This window comes from Agromyces capsici (assembly GCF_058349965.1).
In genome coordinates this window covers 1,614,210-1,636,475 of the sequence record NZ_JBYRET010000001.1, presented here as the reverse complement: position 1 = coordinate 1,636,475, position 22,266 = coordinate 1,614,210, and the positions used below count along the sequence as shown (strand labels likewise).

Sequence of the window (22,266 nt, the reverse complement as noted above, 5' to 3'; positions counted from 1 at the left end):
GGGTGTCGTGCGGGACGGCGACTACGAACGACGGATGCCGCGTCGCGGGGCCTCCGCGCGCGGCATCCGTCGTCTCAACTCGTTCGGAACTCAGGACCGGACGGCGCGCCGCGGCTCCCATGGCGGCGAAACGCCGCGCTGACCGTGGGCGCACCGCGCCCGCGTCCTGAATTCAAAACCAGATCGTGGGCTACTTCACCGCGCCCGCCGAGAGCCCGCCGACGATGTACTTCTGCAGGTACAGGAACAGCAGCACGACGGGGAGCGCCGCGATCACGGCGCCCGCCGAGAACGCTGCCCAGTCGGCGTAGCGCGGGTTCGAGACGAGCTTCACGAGCCCCACCGCGAGCGTCTGGTTCTCCGTGTCGATGAGGATGACCGACGCCACCACGTACTCGTTCACCGTGAAGATGAACGACAGGAGCGCGACGACCGCGAGGATCGGCGCGACCAGGCGAAGGATGATCGTGAAGAAGATCCGCGCGTGGCCGGCGCCGTCGATCTTCGCGGCCTCGTCGATCGACGCGGGGATCGTGTTGAAGTAGCCGTACATGAGGTACGTGTTCACGCCGAGCGCACCGCCGAGGTACACCATGATCAGGCCGATGTGCGTGTTCAGGCCGATGGCCGGGAACCAGTCGCTGATCGCACTCATCACGAGGAAGATCGCGACGACGGCCAGCATCTGCGGGAACATCTGGACCACGACGATCCCGATGAGCCCGACGCGGCGGCCCGTGAACCGCATCCGCGAGAACGAGTACGCCGCGAGCGAGCCGAGGAACACCGTGAGCAGCGCCGTCACGCCCGCGATGATGAGCGTGTTCGCGAACCAGGTCGTGAACGGCACGTCGGGGTTCGTCAGGATGCGCGCGTACGCGTCGAAGCCGATCTCCGAGAACAGTGCGTTCGAGCCCGTCAGCGTGCCATCCGGATTCAGCGACGACGAGATCACGAACACGATCGGGAACAGCGCGAACGCGACCACGACGATGCCGACGAGGTGGCGCCATCCGGTCGCCTTGAACCACCGGCCCAACGAGAACGGGCGCTTGGGCGCGGCCGGGCGGCCGCGCGGATGCTCAGCGCGCTCTGCCTCCGCTTCGCGGGCGCTCGCGAGGATCTCGGCCTCGACGACCGGGGCCTCGACCCAGGAATAGTGCTCCTTGGTGCCCTTCTTCGCCATCAGTTGATCTCCTCGAGCGACTTGGTGCGGCGGAACGCGATGATCGAGATCGTCGCCACCACGATGAAGATGATCACGGAGTACGCGGCCGCGAGCCCGTAGTCGCGGTTCTGGCCGGTGAAGGCCACCTTGTAGACCATCGAGATCAGGATGTCGGTGAAGCCGACCGGGATCGGCGCGGCGGTGTCGCGCGGCCCGCCGTTGGTCAACATGTAGATCACGTTGAAGTTGTTGAAGTTGAACGCGAACGACGCGATCAGCAACGGCGCGACCGAGACGAGCAGCAGCGGCAGCTTGATCAAGCGGAACGTCTGCCACGGCGAGGCGCCGTCGACCGTCGCGGCCTCGTTCACGTCGTCGGGGATCGACTGCAGCGCGCCCGTGCACACGAGGAACATGTACGGGAAGCCGAGCCAGAGGTTCACGATGAGCACCGAGATCTTCGCCACCGTGGGGTCGGTGAGCCACGGCACGCTGGCGCCGCCGAGCAGCACCTGGTTGATGAACCCGAAGCTCTCGTTCATCATGCCCGCCCAGACCAGCGCCGACAGGAACGACGGGATCGCGTACGGCAGGATCATCGCGATGCGGTAGAACCGGCGACCCCTCATGCGCAGGTCGTTGAAGACGAGCGCGAGGAAGAGGCCCAGGAAGAACGTCGACGCGACCGAGATGAGGGCGAAGGCGAACGTCCACAAGGTCACGTAGACGAGGGGGCCCGCGAGGCGCGAGTCGGTCACGGCGCGCACGAAGTTGTCGAATCCGACGGTGATCTGCCAGCCCGGCAGCAGTTCCGTGCCGTCCTCGGCGGTGAAGGCGCCCGTGCCGGTGTCGGAGTAGACGGTGCCCGTCGTCAGGTCGGTCATGGTGCCGGCGGCCTCGTCGTACTCGAGCGTCGAGGTGTAGAGATAGCCGTTCGATCCGTCGGGCGTGCGGATGGCACCGTCGTTCGGGTCGTCGGAGAAGGGCACCGCGAGCTCGGTGATCTCGTCGGTGCGGGCGATGACGTCCTGGAAGCTCAGCGTCGTCCATCCGTCGATCGCGACGGCCTTCCCGTTCTCGAGCTCGGCGCCGTCGACCTCCTGCAGGGGCTGCTCGGTCGTGCCGACGCTGACGTCGCCGTCGGGGTCGGTCACGAGCAGGCCGAGCGTGCCGAGCTGGTCGACGACCGTGACGCCGTAGGTGGGCGAGTCGGGCACGCGCTCGAGCGAGGAGGCCATCAGCGAGCTGACCGCCTGCTCCTTCGAGCCGTTGTGCCCCGTGCCGTAGTTGGTGAAGGCGATGTAGCCGGTGTAGACGACCACGAACACCTGGAAGAGCACGAGGAAGATGACGCCCGGCGTGAGGTACTTCGCCGGCAGCTTGGTCCGCGAGAAGTAGATCCAGTTGACGACGATGGTGACGACCGCCACCACGCCGAGCACGCCCCACTCTCCGGCGAGCGCGAGGATGATGACCGCGTAGAGCGCGATCGCGTCGACGATGCCGATGAGCACCATCTTGATCAGGATGGTGCGGAGGCCTCCGGACGCGGCATCCGCGATGGACGCGGCGCGTCGTTGCCGTTTCGTGGGCGGCGTCGCGGCCTCGGTCGTGACGTCCTCGTCAGTCGTGGTAGTCATTCGCTCGCTCTTCTCGTAGCGCTACTCGTGATACGTGACGGCTCCGGGCCGGATGCGCGGCGGCATCCGACCCGGAGCGTGTCAGGCGTCAGCCGGCGTCGATCGCCGCCTGGACGTCGGTGGCGAGCTTGTTCCAGGTCGCGACCGGGTCGGCACCGTTGATGATGTCGGCCTCGGCGATGCCCCAGTACTGCCACACCGAACCCATGGCCGGGATCGCCGGCATCGGGACGGCGTCGGCACCGACGGTGGCGAAGCCCTCGATGATCGGGTCGCTCGAGGCGGTCTCGGCGGCGGCCGAGAGCGCGGGCAGGATGTTGCCGGCCTCGAAGAGGTCGAGCTGCACGTCCTCGGTGCCGATGTAGTTCACGAGGAAGTCGTTCGCGGCGACCTTGTTCTCCGACTCGGACGAGACGAAGAAGCCCTTGACGCCGGCGAACGGCGAGGCGACCTCACCGGTGGGCGAGGGAACCGGGTCGATCGCGACGTTGACGCCGCCGTCGATCGCGGCGCCCACGTTCCACGGGCCGGTCAGCCAGAACGCGGCCGTGCCGTCGAGGAACGCCTGCTTGGCGATGTCACCGTCGATGTCGGTGTTGAAGTTGGCGGCACCGTTCTTGCCCTGCGTGCCGAGCCACTGCGCGAACGCGACGCCGCCCTCGTTGCCGAGCTGCAGGTCGGTCGGGTCGTAGCCCTCGTCGTTCGAACCGAACACCGGGGCGCCGAACGCCGTCTGGAACGGGTAGAGGTGGTAGGGGTTGCCCTCGGCGCCCTGCTCGACCACGAACGGCTTGTCGAGGCCGGCGGCCTGGCCCTTGGCGATCATGTCGTCGAAGCTCGTCGCGGCCTCGGGGACGAGGTCGGCGTTGCGGAGCACGGCGATGTTCTCGACCGCGTAGGGGAGCATGTAGACGGTGCCCTCGTAGGTGGCCGCGTTGATCGCGACGTCGAGGTAGTCGGCGGCGGAGTCGCCGAGCTCGAGTGGAGCCACGACGCCGTTGGTCGAGAGCTCGCCCAGCCAGTCGTGCGCACCCATCGTGATGTCGGGGCCCTCGCCGGTCGGGACCTGCTGGATGAAGTCGTCCTTGATGGTGGAGACGTCCTTGCCGACGATGTCGACCGTGACGCCGGTCTCCTCGGTGTAGGCCTCGGCCGCGCCCTTCAGCGCGTCGACGCGCTCGGAGTCGACCCAGACGGTCAGCGTGCCGCCGTCGGCCGCGCCGTTCTCGCCTTCGCTGTTGCCGCCCGCGCAGCTCGCGAGGCCGAGCGTCGCGACGACGGCGACAGCGCCGGCCGCGAGGAGGCTCTTGGTGTTCACCCGCATTGGTGTGTGCCCTTCTCAGTGTGCGTGAGACCGGCGCCTTCGCCTGGTGTGGGACGCTGCCCCGTTCCGCTTCTGGGAACCGCGCACCGTGCTCGAAAGGCCGTTCTTCCGGTGTGGATGTGCCCGCGATGTGATTGCAAGCGGTTTCAGGTATACCCTGTTCCCGTCGAGTTGACAACTCGGCGTTATCCGATCGAGACCGGTTCGCCGGGTTGGCGCATGTCGCCACGATCTGCAAACGCTTCCAGATTGATTAGGATTCCCCGCATGACTTCCGAATGGTGGCGCACCGCCGCGATCTACCAGATCTACCCCCGCTCCTTCGCCGATGCGAACGGCGACGGCATGGGCGATCTCGCCGGAATCCGCTCGCGCCTGCCCGAGCTCGCCGACCTCGGAGTCGACGCGATCTGGCTCTCGCCGTTCTACACGTCCCCCCAGAAGGACGCCGGCTACGACGTCTCCGACTACTGCGACGTCGACCCGCGCTTCGGCACGCTCGCCGACTTCGATGACATGCTCGCCGAGGCGCATCGGCTCGGGCTGCGCGTGATCGTCGACCTCGTGCCGAACCACTCGTCCGACCGGCACGTCTGGTTCCAGGAGGCGCTCGCCGCCGCGCCGGGCAGCGCCGCCCGCGCCCGCTACCTGTTCCGCGACGGCCGCGGCCCTGCCGGCGACGAGCCGCCCAACAACTGGGACTCGGTCTTCGGAGGCCCCGCCTGGACCCGCGTCACCGAGGCCGACGGCACTCCGGGCCAGTGGTACCTGCACATCTTCGACAGCTCGCAGCCCGACTTCGACTGGACCAACGAGGAGGTCCGCGAGGAGTTCCGCCGCATCCTCCGGTTCTGGCTCGACCGCGGCGTCGACGGCTTCCGCGTCGACGTGGCGCACGGCATGATCAAGGCCGACGGCCTGCCCGACTGGACCCCGCCCGCCGACAGCGGCAGCATGGGCGGCGCGAGCCACGGATCGGCCGCCGAGCACGCCCGGATCGAGGCCGGCGTGCCGCTCGAGCCCGAGATCCACGACGAGGGCGACGGCGCCCCCTTCTGGGGCCAGGACGGCGTGCACGAGATCTACCGCGACTGGCGCGCGCTGCTCGACGAGTACCCCGGCGAGCGCATCCTCGCCGCCGAGGCCTGGGTCGACCCGCTCCCCCGCGTCGCCAAGTGGGTGCGCCCCGACGAGATGCACCAGGCGTTCAACTTCGCCTACCTCGAGACGACGTGGGATGCCGCGGCCCTCCGTCGCGTGATCGACGCCTCGCTCTCCGCGTTCGGCGCCGTCGGCGCGCCATCCACCTGGGTGCTCTCGAACCACGACGTGGTGCGGCACGCCTCGCGCCTCGCGCTGACGTCCGAGAACCTGCAGGGCCACGGCATCGGGCCCCGCACGCCAGGGCTGCCCGACATCGAAGTCGGCCTGCGGCGCGCGCGCGCCGCGACCGCGCTCATGCTCGCGCTGCCCGGCTCGGCGTACATGTACCAGGGCGAGGAGCTCGGCCTGCCCGAGGCGATCGACCTGCCCGACGACGCCCGCCAGGACCCGACGTGGTTCCGCACCAACGGCGAGCGGTACGGCCGTGACGGATGCCGCGTGCCCCTGCCGTGGGAGGGCGACCGCCCGTCGTACGGCTTCGGGCCGACGGATGCCTCGTGGCTGCCGCAGCCCGCATCGTGGGCGTCGTACGCGCGCGACCGCCAGCGCGGCGTCGACGGATCCACGCTCGAGCTGTACCGCGCCGCGCTGCGCGGACGGCGTTCGCACGCCCTCGCCACCGGCGCGGTCGAGTGGATCTCGCCGGCGCGCGGCGACGCCGACGGCGTGCTCGCGTTCCGCAACGGCGACGTGGTCGTCATCGCGAACACCGGCTCCGCCGATGTCCCGCTGCCCGCGGGCGAGCTCCTGCTCGCGAGCGCGGAGCTCGCCGACGGCGTGCTCCCCGCCGACACCACCGCCTGGCTGCGCGCGTAGCCGCGGATGCGGCCGCGACGCGCGCCCGCCCGCGCCCCGCGCCCCGCGCTTCACAGACGCATGAGAATCCGCAACTCGCGCCTCCACGCGGCCCCATGTACCGGATTCTCATGCATCCCGCATCGGCCGCGCCATTCGGCCCGCCGCGCACGTCACCACGGACGCATGAGAATCCGCATCTCACGCCCCCACGCGGTCCACGCACCGGATTCTCATGCATCCCGAATCGGCCGCGCCATCCGCCCGCCGCGCACGTCACCACGGACGCATGAGAATCCGCATCTCACGCCCCCACGGGGCTCATGTTCCGGATTCTCATGCGTCCGGACGCATCGCGCTCACGCGCTCGCGGGCGCGAGGCCTCCCGCCCGCGGGAGCAGCGTCTCGGGCAGGTCGGGCGCGTAGGGGCCCCGCCCGGTCCAGCGGTGCTCGCCGCGCGCGACGAGCGCGAGGATGCCCGCACGTGTGCGGTCCCAGTCGTCCATGACCTGCCGGTAGCTGAGCCGCAGCACCAGGTATCCGCGCGTGACGAGCTCGAAGTCGCGGCGCCGGTCGTTCTCGAATGCGTCGCCGGTGTGGAACGCGCGCCCGTCGACCTCGATCACGAGCCGGTCGCCGACGAGGAAGTCGACGTTGCCGACCCCGTCGAAGTACGCCTGTGCGCGGAACCGGATCCGCCTGGCCTGCAGCAGCAGGCGCACCCTCGTTTCGAGACCCGACTGGCAGTTCGGGTCGACCCGATCGAGCAGCGCCCGGCGGGTCTTCGGCATCAGTTCGCGGATGAAGTCGAGGTGCCCGGGCTGAAGCGTGTCGCGTTCGAGCGCGGAGTCGATCGACGCGAGGACGGACTCCTCCCCGGAGCACGCGAACATCTCGGCCAGCGCGTCCGGGAGCGTGTCGCGTGGCCGGTCGAGTCCGCCGCGCGTGCTGTAGTGGACGCACACCCGATGCGCACCCCGGTCGAGCGGCATCGCGCGATTCTCGGGTGAGAAGAGCCGCCCGGTCGAGTGCCGGACGCGCACGTGCAGCTTCCCGTCGTCGTGCACCCAGACGTCGTGCATGCGTGCGACCGTCGTCGCGGTCGCCGTGCCGCCGACCCGAACGGCACGCACGAGGTCGGGATGCACGCCCGGTGCAGCGAACCATCCGTTGCGGATCCGGATGACGCGGCCCTCGTGCGCTGCAGCGCGCACCGTCGCTCGACCGAACCCCGCACGCTCGAGTGCGGCGAGCGGCAGCACGCCGCCGTTGGACGTCAGGTGGGCCACGACCGTCGACATGGTCCGAGTGTGGCGCGGACGCGCCATCCGCTCGTCGCCGCCTGCCGATCTGTGGAGGCCACCCGACCGGTCTGTGGAGAACGCCCGCCCCCAACCTCCGCACGGATGCATGAGGATCCGGGCGATGGGCCCGTCACGTGCGTCAGATCGGAATGCTCATGCATCCGTGGGTTGGGCGGGGCGCGCGGATGACGCGTCAGTTCGTGTTCGCGTAGAGCCACTCGAGCGGATCGACGTGGGTGCCGCTCACTCCGCCGAGGCGGATCTCGAAGTGCAGGTGCGGGCCGGTCGACATGCCCGTGTTGCCCGTGGTGCCGAGCACATCGCCGACCGACACCGTGTCGCCGACGGCGAAGCGGCGAGACCCGTACTCCATGTGCGCGTAGACGCTCGTGACGGTCTCACCGTCGATCTCGTGGTCGATCATCGTGACGACGCCGAGCGAGCCGCCCGAGTCGGTCGAGACCGCGACGGTGCCGTCGGCGATCGACTGGATCTGGGCGCCGAGGCCCGGGTTGAAGTCCTGCCCGCGGTGGTTCGACGAGCAGCCGGCGCAGTTGCGATAGCCGAAGCGGTCGCCGATGTGCACGCCGACCGCGAACGGCCATTGGATCGTGCCGAGCGGGTTGTTCGTGAAGGTCGCCTCGGGGCGGATTCCCGCCGCGCGCGCATACTCCTCGATCGTCTGGTGCTGGTAGCCCTCACGATCGACCGACGCGGCGAGCGTGCCTCCGGCGATCTCGACGCGCTGGCCGTCGATCGTCGTGACCGTGTTGTTGCTGAGCGCCATCGCCTGCACGTCCTGCGGCGAGAGCAGCGAGAGCGACGGCACGGATGTCGCCACCGCGAGCATCGCGACGAAGCTCATCGCGACCGTGCTCACGACGCGGGTCGACAGTGCGCGGCGGAGCGAGCGGCGCGGTGCCGGCTTCGACCCGGATGCCGCGGCGCCGGCCGGACGCGCAGTGCCCGTGGTGTGCGGGGCAGCGACGCCGCTCGAGCCGCGCGCGGCGCGGCCCTGGCCGGAGGCCCCGCGTCGCACGAGCGACGTGCGCGACGGCATGGATGGCCGGGGCTCGACCTCGCGGAACTCGAGTCCGGTGGGCGCGGCGTCGGCGCCGGCTGCGGCGGCGAGCATCGCGGCGAAGTCGTCGGCGGACTCGGCGCGGAGATCGCGCTCGGCAGCGGACGCGACGGGCGTCTGCGGGGCCGGGACTCGAGCCGCGGCCGTGGCCATCGCCTCGCCGGGTCGCTGTGACTGCGGACCGCTCGAGGCGCGGGCTCGGGCGTCGACGTGTGCCGCGTCGCCGGTCTGCGACGACGAGGGGCGCTGGCCGGGCCGGGCCTGCTGATCCGGGCGGGCGTATCGCTGATCGGGACGACCCTGCTGGGCGGGGCGGCCCTGCTGGTCGGGGCGGCCCTGCTGGTCGGTCGGCGTCGGCCGGCCGGGTCGAACCTGCTGATCGGGTCGAACCTGCTGATCGGGGTAACCGGGCCGCTGCTCGGGCCGACCCTGCTGATTCGGCCGACCCTGCTGGCCGCGGTGCGACGGCTCATGCTCGGGGCGAATGCCCTCACCGGGGCGACCCTGGCGGCCGGAGTTCGCGTACCCCTGGTCGGGCCGGTGCCCGGCCGGGGCCTGCTGGTCGGGGCGTGCCGGCCGTTCGGGCCGGGCCTGGCCTGGACGGCCGGGCTCGCCGGGATACGACGCGCCGGCACGCGGGTCGCGCTCGCGGGCGCGGTCGGCGGGCGCGTGCCCCTGCTGCGGGCGCTGCGGCTCGGGATATCGGCCGTCGGTTCGGCGCGGGTCGGTCTCGTGCGCGGGCGCGACGGGGCGGCGCTGCGGAGTCCAGTCGGGTGCGGGCACTCCGGGCCGGGCCACGGGGGCGTCGGGTCGCCGGCCGGTCTGCGGTGCGGGTGCGTTCGCCGCCGATACGGGCGAGCCGCCGTACTCGTGCTCGGGCGCGGGCGCCGCGCGCCGGCCGGTGCGCGGCGGCTCGGTCGGGGCCGGACGGTCGGGCATCCGCGGCGCGGCCGCCCCGGACGGCAGCGCCGACGGAGCGGCAGGAGCGGAGGGTGCGCCGGCGGCGGGCGCCGCAGCGGCATCCCGGCGGAGCCGGCGCGACTCGGGCGCCGGAGCCGCATCGGCGGAGCGCGGTCGCGCGGACGGCCCCGGCCCCGGCGCCGGCGCCGACGACGACGCCGCCGCCGCCGACGACGACGAGACGGATCCCGAAGCGGAGCCCGGGTGCGCGACGGGCGTCGGCAGCACATCGCGGCGCTCGCGCGGACGCAGCGGCCCCGTGCCATCCGCTCGCCCCGCGCCCGTGCCGTCGGAGCCCCGCGGAGGCAGGTACGACTCGAACGACATGCCCCCGGAAACGGCGGCGGCCGAACCCGGGCCGACCCTGCGGTCGGCCGGCTCGGCCGGTGAGGTGGTCGCGCGGTCCCGCAATTCGCGGCGCGTCAGCGGACGTTCTGACCGCACGCGGTCATGGGTGCCTGGCGCTGAATGGTCGGGCACGAGGGGGGACTCGGGCACGTGGGGGACTTTCGCTCGGGTTGGGCGGGACTGGGGGATGCTCGCTCAGCTCGTGGCCGAGGTAACGGATCGATAAAGCGTAACCGGTCGATGGCGTCTTCGCCACGTCGCGCGTCGGCCTGTGGACGGACCGCCCGACACCGGGAACGACGCCTCAGCCCGCCGCCGCGCCCGACTCCAACAGCAGCGCCGCCAGCTCGTCGTACACCGACGGCGCCGCCGCGACGAGCAGCTCGCCGCTCTCGGGCCCGCCGCCGACGCCGCCGACCCGGCCGCCCGCCTCGCGCACGATGAGGGCGCCGGCCGCGTGGTCCCACGGGTTGAGCCCGCGCTCGTAGAAGGCGTCGAGGCGTCCGGCGGCGATCGCACTGAGGTCGAGCGCGGCCGACCCGATGCGACGGATGTCGCGCACGCGCGGCAGCACGTGCAGCAGCACCTCGGCCTGCGTGCGGCGCCGCTCGGAGGCGTACCCGAACCCGGTTCCGACGAGCGCCTTCGACAGCTCGACGTCGTCGTTCACGCGCAGCTCGCGGTCGCCGAGCCGCGCCCCACCGCCCCGCGACGCCTCGAACACCTCGCCGGTCGACGGGTTCACGACGACGCCGGCGAGCGCGCGCCAGTGCAGCGGGTCGGGCGGCCCGTCGACCACCGCGATGCTCACCGCCCACGCCGGGATGTCGTAGAGCAGGTTGACCGTGCCGTCGATCGGGTCGACGACCCAGTTCAGGCCCGACGTGCCGACGTGCGTCTCCTCCTCCTCGCCGAAGATGCCGTCGTCGGGCCGCGCGTCGAGGATCATCGAGCGGATTCGCGCCTCGGTGTCGCGGTCGACCGCGGTGACGACGTCGACCGGCGAGGACTTCGTCGCCTCGACGGAGATGCCGCGACGGCGCTCCTCGAGCGCGGTCTCCGCGACGGTCGTGCCGATGCGGCGGGCGAGGGCGAGCAGGTCGACGGATGCCGCGTGGCCGGCGTGATCGGTCATGCCCCCACGCTAGCCGTGCCGGGCCGCCCGCGCCCCGGAAACGACGGAAGCCCCGGTCGAGACCGGGGCTTCACATGCGTGGCGAGTGAGGGATTCGAACCCCCGAAGTCGATGACAGCTGATTTACAGTCAGATCCCTTTGGCCGCTTGGGTAACTCGCCATACGCCCGACCACGTTCCTCACGCGACCGGGGGCCACACAAGGATACCCATGCGGGCGCGTGGCGAGAAATCGAGGCGGCGCGGATGGCTCGGGGCCGGTCAGCCGCGGAAGATCGGCTGGGTGTCGTTGGGGCCGAGCCGTTCCGGCAGGGTCTCGCCCGTGCCGTCGTCGTCGACGTCGCCGAACGGGCCGCGCAGGACGGCGGGGGGCGGCGGGGGCACCGGTTGCGTGCCCATGGGGCTGCCGTTCGGGCGGACCGGCCCACGCAGGCCGGCGCGCGCGATCGTGCGCTGGATCGTGAGATCGCGTTCGTTGGGGTCGCCGACGTAGCGGATCTCCTTGAGACCCTGCGTCTGCGCCGCGGACTCGAACACGAAGTGACCGAAGCCGCAGATGCGGCCGACGACCGGCCGATGCACCGTGATGTCGAGGATTCGGGCGAGCGGCATGGTCGAGATGTTCTGCGTGAGGATGCCGTGCACGCGGAACACCCGCATGTTCGTGATGACGAAGCGATCCATCTGGGCCTGCAGGACCCGCCAGAACCCGTGGACGGCGAGCACGACCGCGCCGATCGCGGGCAGCCACCAGATCTGCGGCGGCACCACGAAGGTCAGCACGAGCACCGGGATGGCCGCGACGAGCTCGATCACGGGCTTCACGATCGCCGCCCAGTGCTTCGCGACCTCGTCGACGATGACCTCGCCCTCATCGGCGATCAGGAAGCGCTCGACGCGCGGGTCGAACAGGCTTCGCGCCTTCGCGCTCACGTTCCGCCTCCCGTCGCTCCGGCCACTTCAGTCGCGGTCCGCTCGATCCGCCGCCCGCGCCGCTCCGGTCGCTCCGCTCGCCCCGGTCAGGCCGAGGCCAGCGAGGTGAAGAACCGGCCGACCGCCTCGATGCCGCCCCAGACGGCGGCGAAGGCGCCCTGCACGGCGTTGGCGGCGTCTTCGGGGCGGGTGATCATGTAGAACAGGGCGAACACCACCACGAGTCCCACGGCGATCCGCTTGACCCATTTCACGCGTTCATTCCCTTCATCACACGTTCGCGGGCAAGCCAGGCCCCCCGAGGCCCGCCCTGGACTCTGCTTTCCTACCCCACAACGCGGGCCACGGCAATTCGCCACTCCGCGCGGCGATAGGATCGAACGTCGCGCGGCTGATCCCGAGCCGCCTGCAGGTGCGAGGGAACATGGTCGGCATCGATGAGGTGGCCAAGCTCGCGGGGGTCTCCACCGCGACGGTCTCGCGCGCGCTGAGCGGGCGTGGTCACGTCTCCCCGGCATCGAAGGCGAAGGTCGAGGATGCCGCGGCGCAGCTCGGGTACGTCGTGTCATCCAATGCCTCGAGCCTCGCGTCGGGCCGCACGCGCAACATCGGCGTCGTCATCCCGTTCCTGAACCGCTGGTTCTTCTCGTCGGTACTCGAGGGAGCGCAGCAGGCGCTGCTCCGGCACGGGTACGACCTCACGCTGTACAACCTCTCGGGCGACGGGCGCGAGCGCTCGAGCGTGTTCGAGCACTTCCTGCTGCGGCAGCGCGTCGACGCGGTGATCGCGGTCTCGCTCGAGCTCACCGAGCACGAGGTCGAGCGGCTGCACGACCTCGGCAAGCCCCTCGTCGGCGTCGGCGGCCCGATCCCCGGCGTGCGCACGCTCACGATCGACGACGTCGCGGTCGCGCGCCTCGCGACCGAGCACCTCATCGGGCTCGGCCACCGGCGCATCGGGCACATCGGCGGCGACCTCGCGTTCGACCTCGACTTCCACCTGCCGACGAACCGGCGGCTGGGCTACGAGGCCGCACTGCGCGACGCGGGCGTCGAGCCCGACCCGACGCTGTTCGCTCCCGCCGACTTCACGATCGCGGGCGGGTACCACGCCGCGAAACAGCTGCTCGGGCGGCCGCACGACCGGCCGACGGCGATCTTCGCGGCGTCCGACGAGATGGCGATCGGCTGCATCCTCGCCGCGCGCGACCTCGGCATGATCGTGCCGCGCGACGTGTCGATCATCGGCGTCGACGACTACGACCTCTCCGACTTCTTCGGCCTCTCGACGGTCGCGCAGTTCCCGCGGGGCCAGGGCGAGAAGGCGGTCGAGATCCTCATGGAGCAGCTCGAGCCCGGTCCGGATGCCGCGCCTCCCGCGTCCACCCCGTTGCCGTTCGAGCTGCGCGTGCGCTCGAGCACGGCGCGCCCGCCCGAGTAGCCCGCGCGCGCGCGCCCGCGTCTTCTCGAGTGGGCGATCGCTTCCTTCTCGAGTGGGCGATCTTGGCGCACGAGCGCAGGATGGCGCAGCCAACATCGCCCACTCGAAGACAAAGCGACGCGAACCGAAGTACGAGTGGGCGATCTTGGCGCTCGAGCGCAGGATGGCGCAGCCAACATCGCCCACTCGAAGTCGAAGCGACGCGCGCCGAAGCGAGGACGCGAGGGCTCAGGCGGGGAGGCGCAGGCGCGCGAGCGCGCCCTGGATCGCGACCGCCGCGGCGCCGCGCGCCCAGGAGCCGAAGCCCGCGTCGTCGACGTGCACGACGACGGGCGACGCCTCGGGGTCGCGGTCGGCGGCGAGCGCGGCGAGCGCCACGTCGCCCGCGACCTGCCACAGCTCGATGCCCTCGCCCGAGAGCACGATCGTGTCGACCATCGCGATGTTGGCGATGTACGCGAGCATGCGGCCGAGCGCGCGCCCCGCGGCATCCGTCACCGATCGGGCGAGCGGATGGCCCGACGCGGCCAGTTCGAGCACCTCGTCGTAGCCCACCTCGCGGCCGAGCGCGATGCCGAGCTGCGCGCAGATGCTCGGGATGGAGAGCATCGCCGACGCGCAGCCGCGATGTCCGTCGGGGCAGAGGGGTCCGCTGGGGTCGAGCGGCAGGTGCCCGCCGAGGCCGAGGCCGGTGTCGGGCGTGGTGACCACGCGGTCGTGCATGACGAGGCCGTAGCCCACGCCGGCGCCGGTGGTGACGACGGCGAACGCGTCGCGCCCGCGCGCGGGGCCGAACCACTGCTCGGCGGTGGTGAGCGCGGTGACGTCGTTCTCGAGGTCGACGGGCACGCCGAGCCGGGCCTCGAGCACGTCGGCGAGCGCGACGTCGCGCCAGCCGAGGAACGGCGCGCGCGTGACGACGCGCTGCCCGGCGACGTTGCCGCCGACGCTCACGCCGACCCCCGCGAGCTCGACGCCGGCGACGGCACCCGCACCCGCGTCCGCGTCGGCGTCGGTGTCGGCGTCGCGGAGCTCGTGCACCAGCTCGACGATCGCGTCGACGACCGCGTCGAGGTCGTGGGCGGCGAGCGTGCGCTCGGACTCGGCGAGCACGCTCGCGCGCAGGTCGGTGAGCACGCCGTGCGCGAACTCGCCGGTCAGCTTGATGCCGACGAAGCGGCGCGCGTCGACGTGCACGTCGAGCGGCTTCGCGGGCCGCCCCGCGCCCGAGGGCGCCGTCTCGGCGGTCTCGACGAAGAGGCCGCGCTCGAGGAACGGCTTGCTGAGCCGGGTGAGGCTCGCGGGCGAGAGGCCGAGTCGGCGGCCGAGGTCGGCGCGCGAGATGGGGCCGTGGATGAGCACCTGGCGCGCGAGGTCGCGAGCGGTCTCGCTCATCTCGGTCTCAGTGGTCGCCATCGGCCCTCCCTGCCCGCAGTTCGTTCCATTCTGACATGAATTCCATCGGAGATTCGAGATTCGAGCGGATGGAATCCTCCGAATCCCGGTCTTGACAACCCTATATTTTCCGTCGTAGAAATAAACCATGCAACGCCGCACCGAGCTCGTCCACCTCCGCAACGGGGGCACCAGCGTCGTCCTCGACGCCCGCCACGCCCCGCTCCCCGTGATCGTCGCGTGGGGTCCCGACCTCGGCGACCTCGCCGCAGACGAGCTCGCGGCCCTCGGCCTCGCGGCCCTGCCGCAGCGCGTCTCGGGCGGCCTCGACCGCCCCGCACCGCTCACCCTGATCCCGCAGGAGTCGTCGGGCTGGCTCGGCACCCCCGGCCTCGCCGGCCACCGCGGCGGCCGCGACTTCTCGACCAAGCTCGTCACCGACGACATCGAGGTCGTCGGCGCCTCCGCGACGATCAGGGCGACGGATGCCGCGGCCGGCCTGGCCGCGACCATCGAGCTGCACGTGACCGACGCCGGCCTCCTCCGCCAGCGCATCACGCTGGAGAACCTCACCGCCGAGCCGTACGCGCTCACGGCGCTCGCCCCGACGTTCCCGCTCCCCCGCGACCTCGACGAACTGCTCGACACCACGGGCCGGCACCTCCGCGAGCGCAGCCCCCAGCGGCACGCGTTCACGATCGGCTCCCACCTCCGCGAGAGCCGCCGCGGCCGCCCCGGCGCCGACGCGAGCCTGCTGCTCGCCGCCGGTCGCGCCGGCTTCGGCTTCGAGCGCGGCCTCGTCTACGCGGTGCACACCGCGTGGAGCGGCAACCACCGCCTGCTCGCCGAACGCACGCCGACCGGCGACGCGCTCCTCGCCGCGGGCGAGCTGCTCGCGCCCGGCGAGATCGAGCTCGCCGAGGGCGAGACGTACACCACCCCGTGGGCGATCGGCTCGTGGGGCGACGGCCTGAACGAGCTGTCGAAGCGGTTCCACGACGAGCTCCGCGCCCGGCCGCAGCATCCACGCCGCCCCCGCCCCGTCACGCTCAACACGTGGGAGGCCGTGTACTTCGACCACGACCTCGACACGCTCACGAAGCTCGCCGAGCGCGCCGCGAGCGTCGGCGTCGAGCGGTTCGTGCTCGACGACGGCTGGTTCCGCGGCCGCCGCGACGACACCGCCGGCCTCGGCGACTGGTACGTCGACGACGACGTCTGGCCCGACGGGCTCGGCCCGCTCATCGAACGCGTCCGCGGCCTCGGCATGGAGTTCGGCCTGTGGGTCGAGCCCGAGATGGTCAACCTCGACAGCGACCTCGCGCGCGAGCACCCCGACTGGATCCTCCGCGGCCGCGACGAGCTGCCCGTGCCGGCGCGACAGCAGCACGTGCTCGACCTCGCCCACCCCGACGCGTGGCAGTACCTGCTCGAGCGGCTCGACGCGCTGCTCGCCGAGTACGACATCGCGTACCTCAAGTGGGACCACAATCGCGACCTCCTCGAGGCCGGTTCCGCCGAGACCGGCCGGGCCCGCGTGCACGAGAACGTCGCCGCGCTGTACCGCCTGCTCGCCGCGCTCAAGCGCCGCCACCCCGGCCTCGAGATCGAGTCGTGCGCCTCGGGCGGCGCGCGCGTCGACCTCGGAATCCTCGAGCACACCGACCGCATCTGGACCTCCGACACTCTCGACCCGATCGAGCGGCTGCAGATCCAGAAGTACACGGGGCTGCTCGTGCCGACCGAGATGATGGGCGCGCACCTGACCAGCCCCCGGGTGCACTCGACGGGCCGGACGGTCGACCTCGACCTCAGCGCCGGCGTGGCCCTCTTCGGCCACTTCGGCATCGAGTGGAACCTGACCGACCTCGACGACGCCGGACTCGACCGGGTCCGCGCCTGGGTCGAGCGGCACACGGCGCACCGCGAGCTGATCCACACCGGCGCGCTCGTGCACGGCGACACACCGGATGCCACGACCGACGTCCGCGGCGTGGTCGCGCGCGACGCGGCATCCGCCCTCTTCACGTTCACGCAGGTGACCACCAGCGTGACCTACCCACCCGGCCGCTTCACGCTGCCGGGACTCGCCCCCGACCGCCGGTACTCCGTGCGCGTCGCCGCGGGCAGCGTCGCCGACGGCCCCGGCCAGTCGGCGCTGCCCTGGGCCGAGCAGCCGATCACGCTGACCGGCCGCCAGTTGGGCACGGTCGGGCTGCAGGCCCCCGTGCTCTTCCCCGGGCAGCTCGTGCTGCTCGAGCTCACGTCCGCCTGACTCCACCGACGCAACCGACCACCCCGCACGTTCCAGCGCAAGGAGGCGCACGATGACCGACCGGACCACCCGATCGCACCCGCACCGGAGGCGGCGCGCCAAGCGACGGCGCACGCTCGCCGCGGCATCCGTCGCACTGGTCTCAGCCGCGAGCCTCATGCTCGCCGGCTGCGCGGCGCCCGGCGACGACGAGGTCGTCACCCTCGACTTCTTCCAGTTCAAGGGAGAGGCGCTCGAGGACTTCACTCGCATCATCGACGAGTTCGAGGCCGAGAACCCCGACATCCGGATCGTGCAGAACCAGGTCGCCGACGCCGACACGATCATCCGCACCCTGCTGGTGAAGGACAAGGCACCGGATGTCATCACCCTGAACGCCAACGGCGGCTTCGGCAAGCTCGCGCAGGCGGGAGTGTTCTACGACTTCTCCGACGAACCCGTGCTCGAGACGATCAAGCCGTCCGTGCAGGAGATCCTCGCCGACCTCGGCAACAAGGAGGGCGAGGTCAACGGCCTCGGCTACGTGAACAACGCGAACGGCGTGATCTACAACCGCGCGATCTTCGAGGAGCAGGGCCTCGAGGTGCCCGAGACCTGGGACGAGTTCATCGCCGTGTGCGATGCGCTCGAGGCGGCCGGCATCGTGCCGTTCTACGGAACGCTCGCCGATTCGTGGACCGGGCTGCCCTCGTTCAACGCGCTCGGCGCCTACCCGGCCCAGGACGACTTCTTCGAGAAGCTGCGCGAGGAGGGCGAGGACGTCGGTCCGGATTCGGAGGTGTCGTTCTCGAAGGACTTCCGCGAGGCGATGGAGCAGCAGTACGAGCTGTTCGGCTACACGCAGGAGGGATACCGCGGCAAGACGTACGACGACGGCAACGCCGCATTCGCCAACGGCGAGGTCGCGATGCTCATGCAGGGCATCTGGGCGATCAACCCGGTGAAGGCCGTGAACCCCGACATCGACGCCGCCATCTTCCCGTATCCGGCGAGCGACCAGCCCGACGACCGCCTCCTCGTGTCTGGCGTCGACGTCGTGGTCACGATGGGCAAGAACACGCCCCACAAGGAGGAGGCGCTGCGCTTCATCGACTACCTCTTCGAGAAGGACGTGATCGAGGAGTTCGCCGCATCGCAGAACATGGTGCCGTCCGTGGAAGGCGCGGAGCTCAGCGACGACCCCGTCATCCAGTCGGTGAAGCCGTTCTTCGACGACGGCAAGATCACGGGCTTCATCGACCACCAGATCCCGCCGAGCATCCCGCTCGCCGCGATCGACCAGCAGTTCCTCTTCGACGGCGACGTGGATGCCGCACTCGCCACCCTCGACAGCGAGTGGAGCAAGGTCGCCGCTCGCACGATCCCATTGACGGGAGAATGACATGACGACGCTCACCGAGGCCGTGCGTACCTCCTCGACAGGAGGCTCCGCACGCGGACGCGCGGCTCGCGTTCGCACCGAGGCCAAGCGCGCCCTGCCGGCCTACTACTGGATGGTGTGGCCCGCGGTCATCGCCTTCGCCGCCTTCCACACCATCCCGGTGCTCGTGGGGATCTTCTTCAGCTTCACGAACTACGCCGGCTACGGGGACTGGAACTTCGTCGGGATCTCGAACTACGTGAACCTGTTCAAGGACGACCGCGCACTGGCCGCGTACGGGTTCTCGTTCCTGTTCGCGATCGTCGCGACGATCCTCACGAATGCGATCTCGCTCGCGATCGCACTCGGGCTCAACGCCAAGATCAAGGCGCGCAACTTCTGGCGCGGGGTCTACTTCGTGCCCTACGTGCTCGCGATCCTGGTGATCGGCTACGTGTTCCAGTTCCTCTTCTCGAACTCGCTGCCGAAGATCCTCTCGGGCATCCCCGTCTTCGCCGACAACATCCTCACCAACCCCGACTGGGCGTGGACGGCGATCGTCGCCCTCGCGGTCTGGCAGGCGTGCGCGTTCACGATCATCATCTACCTGTCGGGTCTCCAGACGATCCCGGGCGAGCTCTACGAGGCAGCGTCGCTCGACGGCGCGAAGCCGTGGCGCCAGTTCACGTCGATCACGTTCCCGCTCATCAGCGCCTTCTTCACGATCAACATCGTGCTGAGCCTGAAGGGCTTCCTGCAGGTGTTCGACCCGATCGTCTCGCTCACGAACGGAGGGCCGGGCACCTCGACCGAGTCGGTGACGCTGCTCATCTTCAAGGGCGGCTTCTCGGGCGGCGAGTTCGCCTACCAGACGGCGAACGCCGTGGTCTTCTTCATCGTGATCACGATCGTCTCGCTCTTCCAGTTCCGGGTCCTTCAGCGCAGAGAGGCCGATTTCTGATGACCACTGCAACCAACACCGCCAGCCAGCTCGAGGCGGAGGTCGACGCCGTCACCGCCGTCGAGGGCCGCAAGCGACAGGGCGATCGCGACGACGACACCCGTCGCACGAACTGGTGGGCGACCGCCCTCATCGCGGTCTGCTCGCTGACGATCCTGATCCCGCTGTACCTCGCGGTCGTCGTCGCACTCAAGACACCCGACCAGCTCGTGACCGGCACCGGCTTCGAGTGGCCGAACCCGGTGCGCTGGGAGAACTTCCCCGAGGCGTGGGAGCGCACGAACTTCCCGCAGGCGCTCATGAACACGGCCATCATCACGGTGGGCTCAGTCGTGTTCACCCTGCTGACCAGCTCGGTCGTCGCCTATGCACTGGCCCGCAACATCCACCGGCCGTTCTTCAAGGGCGTGTTCTTCTACCTGCTCGCTGCGCTGTTCATCCCGTTCCCGATCATCATGCTGCCGCTCGTGAAGCAGACCGCGATCCTCGGGCTCGACAACCAGGCCGGCATGATCGTGCTCTATACGATCTACGGCCTGTCGCTGAACATCTTCATCTACACCGCCTACATCCGCTCGATCCCGATCGAGCTGGAGGAGGCGGCGCGGGTGGACGGCGCGTCGACGTGGCGGGTGTTCCGGTCGGTGATCTTCCCGCTGCTCATGCCGATGAACGCGACGGTCGGGATCCTGACCTGCGTGTGGGCGTGGAACGACTTCATCATGCCGCTCGTCGTGCTCACCGATCCGGCCGCGCGCACGCTGCCGCTCGCGCAGTACGTCTTCCAAGGGCAGTTCAACACCGACTACACGGTGGCGTTCGCGTCCTACCTCATGGCGATGGCGCCCCTGCTCATCGTCTACATCTTCTCGCAGCGCTGGGTCATCTCCGGCGTGACGCGAGGGTCGATCAAGTAACCTGCACGGATGTCGCGGGGCCCGCGCCCTCTGTGAGGGTTGAGGAGCGCGAAGCGCGTCTCGAAACCCGGACCCGCGACATCCGTTCGGCCGCACCGAACCACCATCCGCTCGGAAGGAACCACCGCCACATGACCACCGCCCGCCCGTCGACCCTCGACGCCGGAACCGTGCTCGCCGCCGACCCGAACTGGTGGCGCCAGGCTGCCGTGTACCAGATCTACCCGCGCAGCTTCGCCGACGCGAACGGCGACGGCATCGGCGACCTGAAGGGGATCACGTCGCGGATCCCGTACCTCGTCGAGCTCGGCGTCGACGCGGTGTGGCTCTCCCCGTTCTACCCGTCGGCGCTGGCCGACGGCGGGTACGACGTCGACGACTACCGCGACGTCGACCCGAAGATCGGCACGCTGGCCGAGTTCGACGAGATGATCGCGGCGCTGCACGCCGCCGGCATCCGCCTGATCGCCGACATCGTGCCGAACCACTCGTCGAACCGGCACGAGTGGTTCCGCGAGGCGCTGGCCTCGCCGAAGGGCTCGGCGGCGCGCGATCGGTACATCTTCCGCGACGGCGAAGGGCCGGACGGCACGGAGCCGCCGAGCGACTGGCAGTCGATCTTCGGCGGCTCGGCATGGGAGCCCGTCGGCGACGGGCAGTTCTACCTGCACCTGTTCGCGCCCGAGCAGCCCGACCTGAACTGGGCGAACCGCGAGGTGCGCGACGACTTCCTGCGCACGCTGCGGTTCTGGTCGGATCGGGGCGTCGACGGCTTCCGCGTGGATGTCGCGCACGGCCTCGCGAAGGATCTCACCTACCCGCTGCGCTCGCACGCCGACCTCGAGGCCACGAAGCTCTCGACCGACGGCTCGCACCCGCTGTGGGATCGCGAGGAGCTCGACGAGATCTACGCCGAGTGGCGCGCGGTGTTCGACGAGTACGACCCGCCGCGCATCGCGGTCGCCGAGGCGTGGGTCGAGCCGACCCGCCGCCACCGGTACGCGGCACCGACCAGCCTCGGACAGGCGTTCAACTTCGACCTGCTGCGGGCGAACTTCTCGGCCGCGGAGTTCCACGAGATCGTCGACCGCAACATGGAGTTCGCCGCCGAGACGGGCTCGTCGAACACGTGGGTGTTCTCGAACCACGACGTCGTGCGGCATGCGACCCGGTACGGGCTGCCCGACGACGACTCGTTCGAGTACGACCTCGGCAAGGCGTGGCTGCTCTCGGGCGGCACCACGCCCGCGGTCGACGCGGCGACTGGGCTGCGTCGTGCGCGGGCGGCGACGCTGTTCCTGCTCGCGCTGCCCGGCAGCGCGTACCTCTACCAGGGCGAGGAGCTCGGGCTGGCCGAGGTGGCGTCGATTCCCGACTCCGAGCGCCAGGATCCGACGTTCTTCCGCAATGCGGGCGTCGAGGTCGGGCGTGACGGATGCCGCGTGCCGCTGCCGTGGGTCGCCGACGCGCCGTCGTTCGGGTTCGGGCCCTCCGCGGCATCCCACCTGCCCCAGCCGTCGTGGTTCGCGCAGTACGCGGTCGACGTGCAGGACGGCGACCCTTCATCGACGCTGACGATGTACCGCCGCGCGCTCGCGCTGCGCCACGAGCTGCAGGGTGCGGAGAAGCTCGCGTGGATCTCGCTCGAGCTGCCGGAGGTGCTGGCCTTCCAGCGCCCGACGGGATGGACCGTGGTGACGAACTTCGGTTCCGCGCCGGTCGCGTTGCCCGACGGCCTGCGCGAACTCGAGGTGGTGCTCGCGAGCGCCGACCTCGTCGACCCGGCCGTGATCCCGGCGGCGACCACCGTCTGGCTCCGCTGACGATGTGAGGGTTGAGGAGCGCGAAGCGCGTCAGCCCTGTGAGGGTTCAGGAGCGCGAAGCGCGTCAGCCCTGTGAGGGTTCAGGAGCGCGAAGCGCGTCTGCCCTGTGAGGGTTCAGGAGCGCGAAGCGCGTCAGCCCTGTGAGGGTTCAGGAGCGCGAAGCGCGTCAGCCCTGTGAGGGTTGAGGAGCGCGAAGCGCGTCGGCCCTGTGAGGGTTGAGGAGCGCGAAGCGCGTCTCGAAA

The 22,266-nt window shown here is 70.8% G+C and carries 16 protein-coding genes and 1 tRNA gene; 7 read left to right on the top strand and 10 right to left on the bottom strand.

All coding sequences use genetic code 11. The features are described from left to right. Window positions 1-190 precede the first annotated feature (190 nt). From AC3RKB_RS07760 to AC3RKB_RS07750, 3 genes are all read right to left on the bottom strand, one after another. Window positions 191-1,186: a sugar ABC transporter permease gene (locus AC3RKB_RS07760; RefSeq protein WP_491435520.1), complete on the bottom strand. Its 996-nt coding sequence runs from the start codon at window positions 1,184-1,186 to the stop codon at window positions 191-193. After that, the gene (locus tag AC3RKB_RS07755) at window positions 1,186-2,808 is read right to left on the bottom strand and encodes an ABC transporter permease subunit (RefSeq protein WP_491435519.1); all 1,623 of its coding nucleotides are present in this window, start codon (window positions 2,806-2,808) and stop codon (window positions 1,186-1,188) included. Before AC3RKB_RS07755 ends, AC3RKB_RS07760 begins: the two co-directional genes overlap by 1 nt. An 88-nt stretch (window positions 2,809-2,896) precedes the next feature. Continuing rightward, on the bottom strand, window positions 2,897-4,132 hold the full coding sequence (locus AC3RKB_RS07750; protein ID WP_491435518.1) for a sugar ABC transporter substrate-binding protein: 1,236 nt from the start codon (window positions 4,130-4,132) through the stop codon (window positions 2,897-2,899). A 267-nt stretch (window positions 4,133-4,399) separates the two neighbouring features. On the opposite strand from AC3RKB_RS07750, the gene AC3RKB_RS07745 reads away from it, so the two are divergent. Next, window positions 4,400-6,112, top strand: coding sequence for a glycoside hydrolase family 13 protein (locus AC3RKB_RS07745; RefSeq protein ID WP_491435517.1), 1,713 nt, complete (start codon window positions 4,400-4,402; stop codon window positions 6,110-6,112). A gap of 338 nt (window positions 6,113-6,450) precedes the next feature. Here AC3RKB_RS07745 and AC3RKB_RS07740 read toward each other — a convergent pair whose 3' ends face one another. The 6 genes from AC3RKB_RS07740 to AC3RKB_RS07715 all read right to left on the bottom strand — a co-directional run bounded on the left by AC3RKB_RS07740 (window position 6,451) and on the right by AC3RKB_RS07715 (window position 12,106). Further along, entirely contained in the window at window positions 6,451-7,392 is a 942-nt protein-coding gene (locus tag AC3RKB_RS07740; RefSeq protein WP_491435516.1) for an endonuclease domain-containing protein, read from the bottom strand. A gap of 196 nt (window positions 7,393-7,588) precedes the next feature. Beyond that, entirely contained in the window at window positions 7,589-9,763 is a 2,175-nt protein-coding gene (locus AC3RKB_RS07735) for a M23 family metallopeptidase (RefSeq protein ID WP_491435515.1), read from the bottom strand. Between the two features lie 325 nt (window positions 9,764-10,088). Then, window positions 10,089-10,919 carry an inositol monophosphatase family protein gene (locus AC3RKB_RS07730; RefSeq protein WP_491435514.1) on the bottom strand — a complete coding sequence of 277 codons (831 nt, stop codon included), beginning with the start codon at window positions 10,917-10,919 and terminating at the stop codon, window positions 10,089-10,091. 79 nt (window positions 10,920-10,998) lie between these two features. Beyond that, window positions 10,999-11,080: transfer RNA gene (locus tag AC3RKB_RS07725), tRNA-Tyr, on the bottom strand. Window positions 11,081-11,180: 100 nt separating this feature from the next. Beyond that, window positions 11,181-11,852, bottom strand: a complete 672-nt coding sequence (locus tag AC3RKB_RS07720; protein WP_491435513.1) for a PH domain-containing protein — start codon at window positions 11,850-11,852, stop codon at window positions 11,181-11,183. Window positions 11,853-11,938: 86 nt separating this feature from the next. Further along, window positions 11,939-12,106, bottom strand: coding sequence for a hypothetical protein (locus AC3RKB_RS07715; protein ID WP_491435512.1), 168 nt, complete (start codon window positions 12,104-12,106; stop codon window positions 11,939-11,941). 170 nt (window positions 12,107-12,276) lie between these two features. Here AC3RKB_RS07715 and AC3RKB_RS07710 point away from each other — a divergent pair, with 170 nt between their 5' ends. After that, window positions 12,277-13,293, top strand: a complete 1,017-nt coding sequence (locus tag AC3RKB_RS07710) for a LacI family DNA-binding transcriptional regulator (protein ID WP_491435511.1) — start codon at window positions 12,277-12,279, stop codon at window positions 13,291-13,293. Window positions 13,294-13,521: 228 nt separating this feature from the next. Here AC3RKB_RS07710 and AC3RKB_RS07705 read toward each other — a convergent pair whose 3' ends face one another. Next, a complete protein-coding gene (locus tag AC3RKB_RS07705) occupies window positions 13,522-14,709 on the bottom strand; it encodes an ROK family protein (protein ID WP_491435510.1) in 1,188 nt (395 codons plus the stop codon). A 127-nt stretch (window positions 14,710-14,836) separates the two neighbouring features. Here AC3RKB_RS07705 and AC3RKB_RS07700 point away from each other — a divergent pair, with 127 nt between their 5' ends. The 5 genes from AC3RKB_RS07700 (at window position 14,837) to AC3RKB_RS07680 (ending at window position 22,024) form a co-directional block, all read left to right on the top strand. After that, window positions 14,837-16,963, top strand: a complete 2,127-nt coding sequence (locus AC3RKB_RS07700; protein ID WP_491435509.1) for an alpha-galactosidase — start codon at window positions 14,837-14,839, stop codon at window positions 16,961-16,963. Between the two features lie 52 nt (window positions 16,964-17,015). Continuing rightward, the gene (locus AC3RKB_RS07695; protein ID WP_491435508.1) at window positions 17,016-18,344 is read left to right on the top strand and encodes an ABC transporter substrate-binding protein; all 1,329 of its coding nucleotides are present in this window, start codon (window positions 17,016-17,018) and stop codon (window positions 18,342-18,344) included. A gap of 1 nt (window position 18,345) precedes the next feature. Next, window positions 18,346-19,284, top strand: coding sequence for a carbohydrate ABC transporter permease (locus tag AC3RKB_RS07690; protein ID WP_491435507.1), 939 nt, complete (start codon window positions 18,346-18,348; stop codon window positions 19,282-19,284). Then, entirely contained in the window at window positions 19,284-20,201 is a 918-nt protein-coding gene (locus AC3RKB_RS07685; RefSeq protein WP_491435506.1) for a carbohydrate ABC transporter permease, read from the top strand. Before AC3RKB_RS07690 ends, AC3RKB_RS07685 begins: the two co-directional genes overlap by 1 nt. Window positions 20,202-20,332: 131 nt before the next feature. Next, the gene (locus AC3RKB_RS07680; RefSeq protein ID WP_491435505.1) at window positions 20,333-22,024 is read left to right on the top strand and encodes a glycoside hydrolase family 13 protein; all 1,692 of its coding nucleotides are present in this window, start codon (window positions 20,333-20,335) and stop codon (window positions 22,022-22,024) included. Window positions 22,025-22,266: the final 242 nt, after the last annotated feature.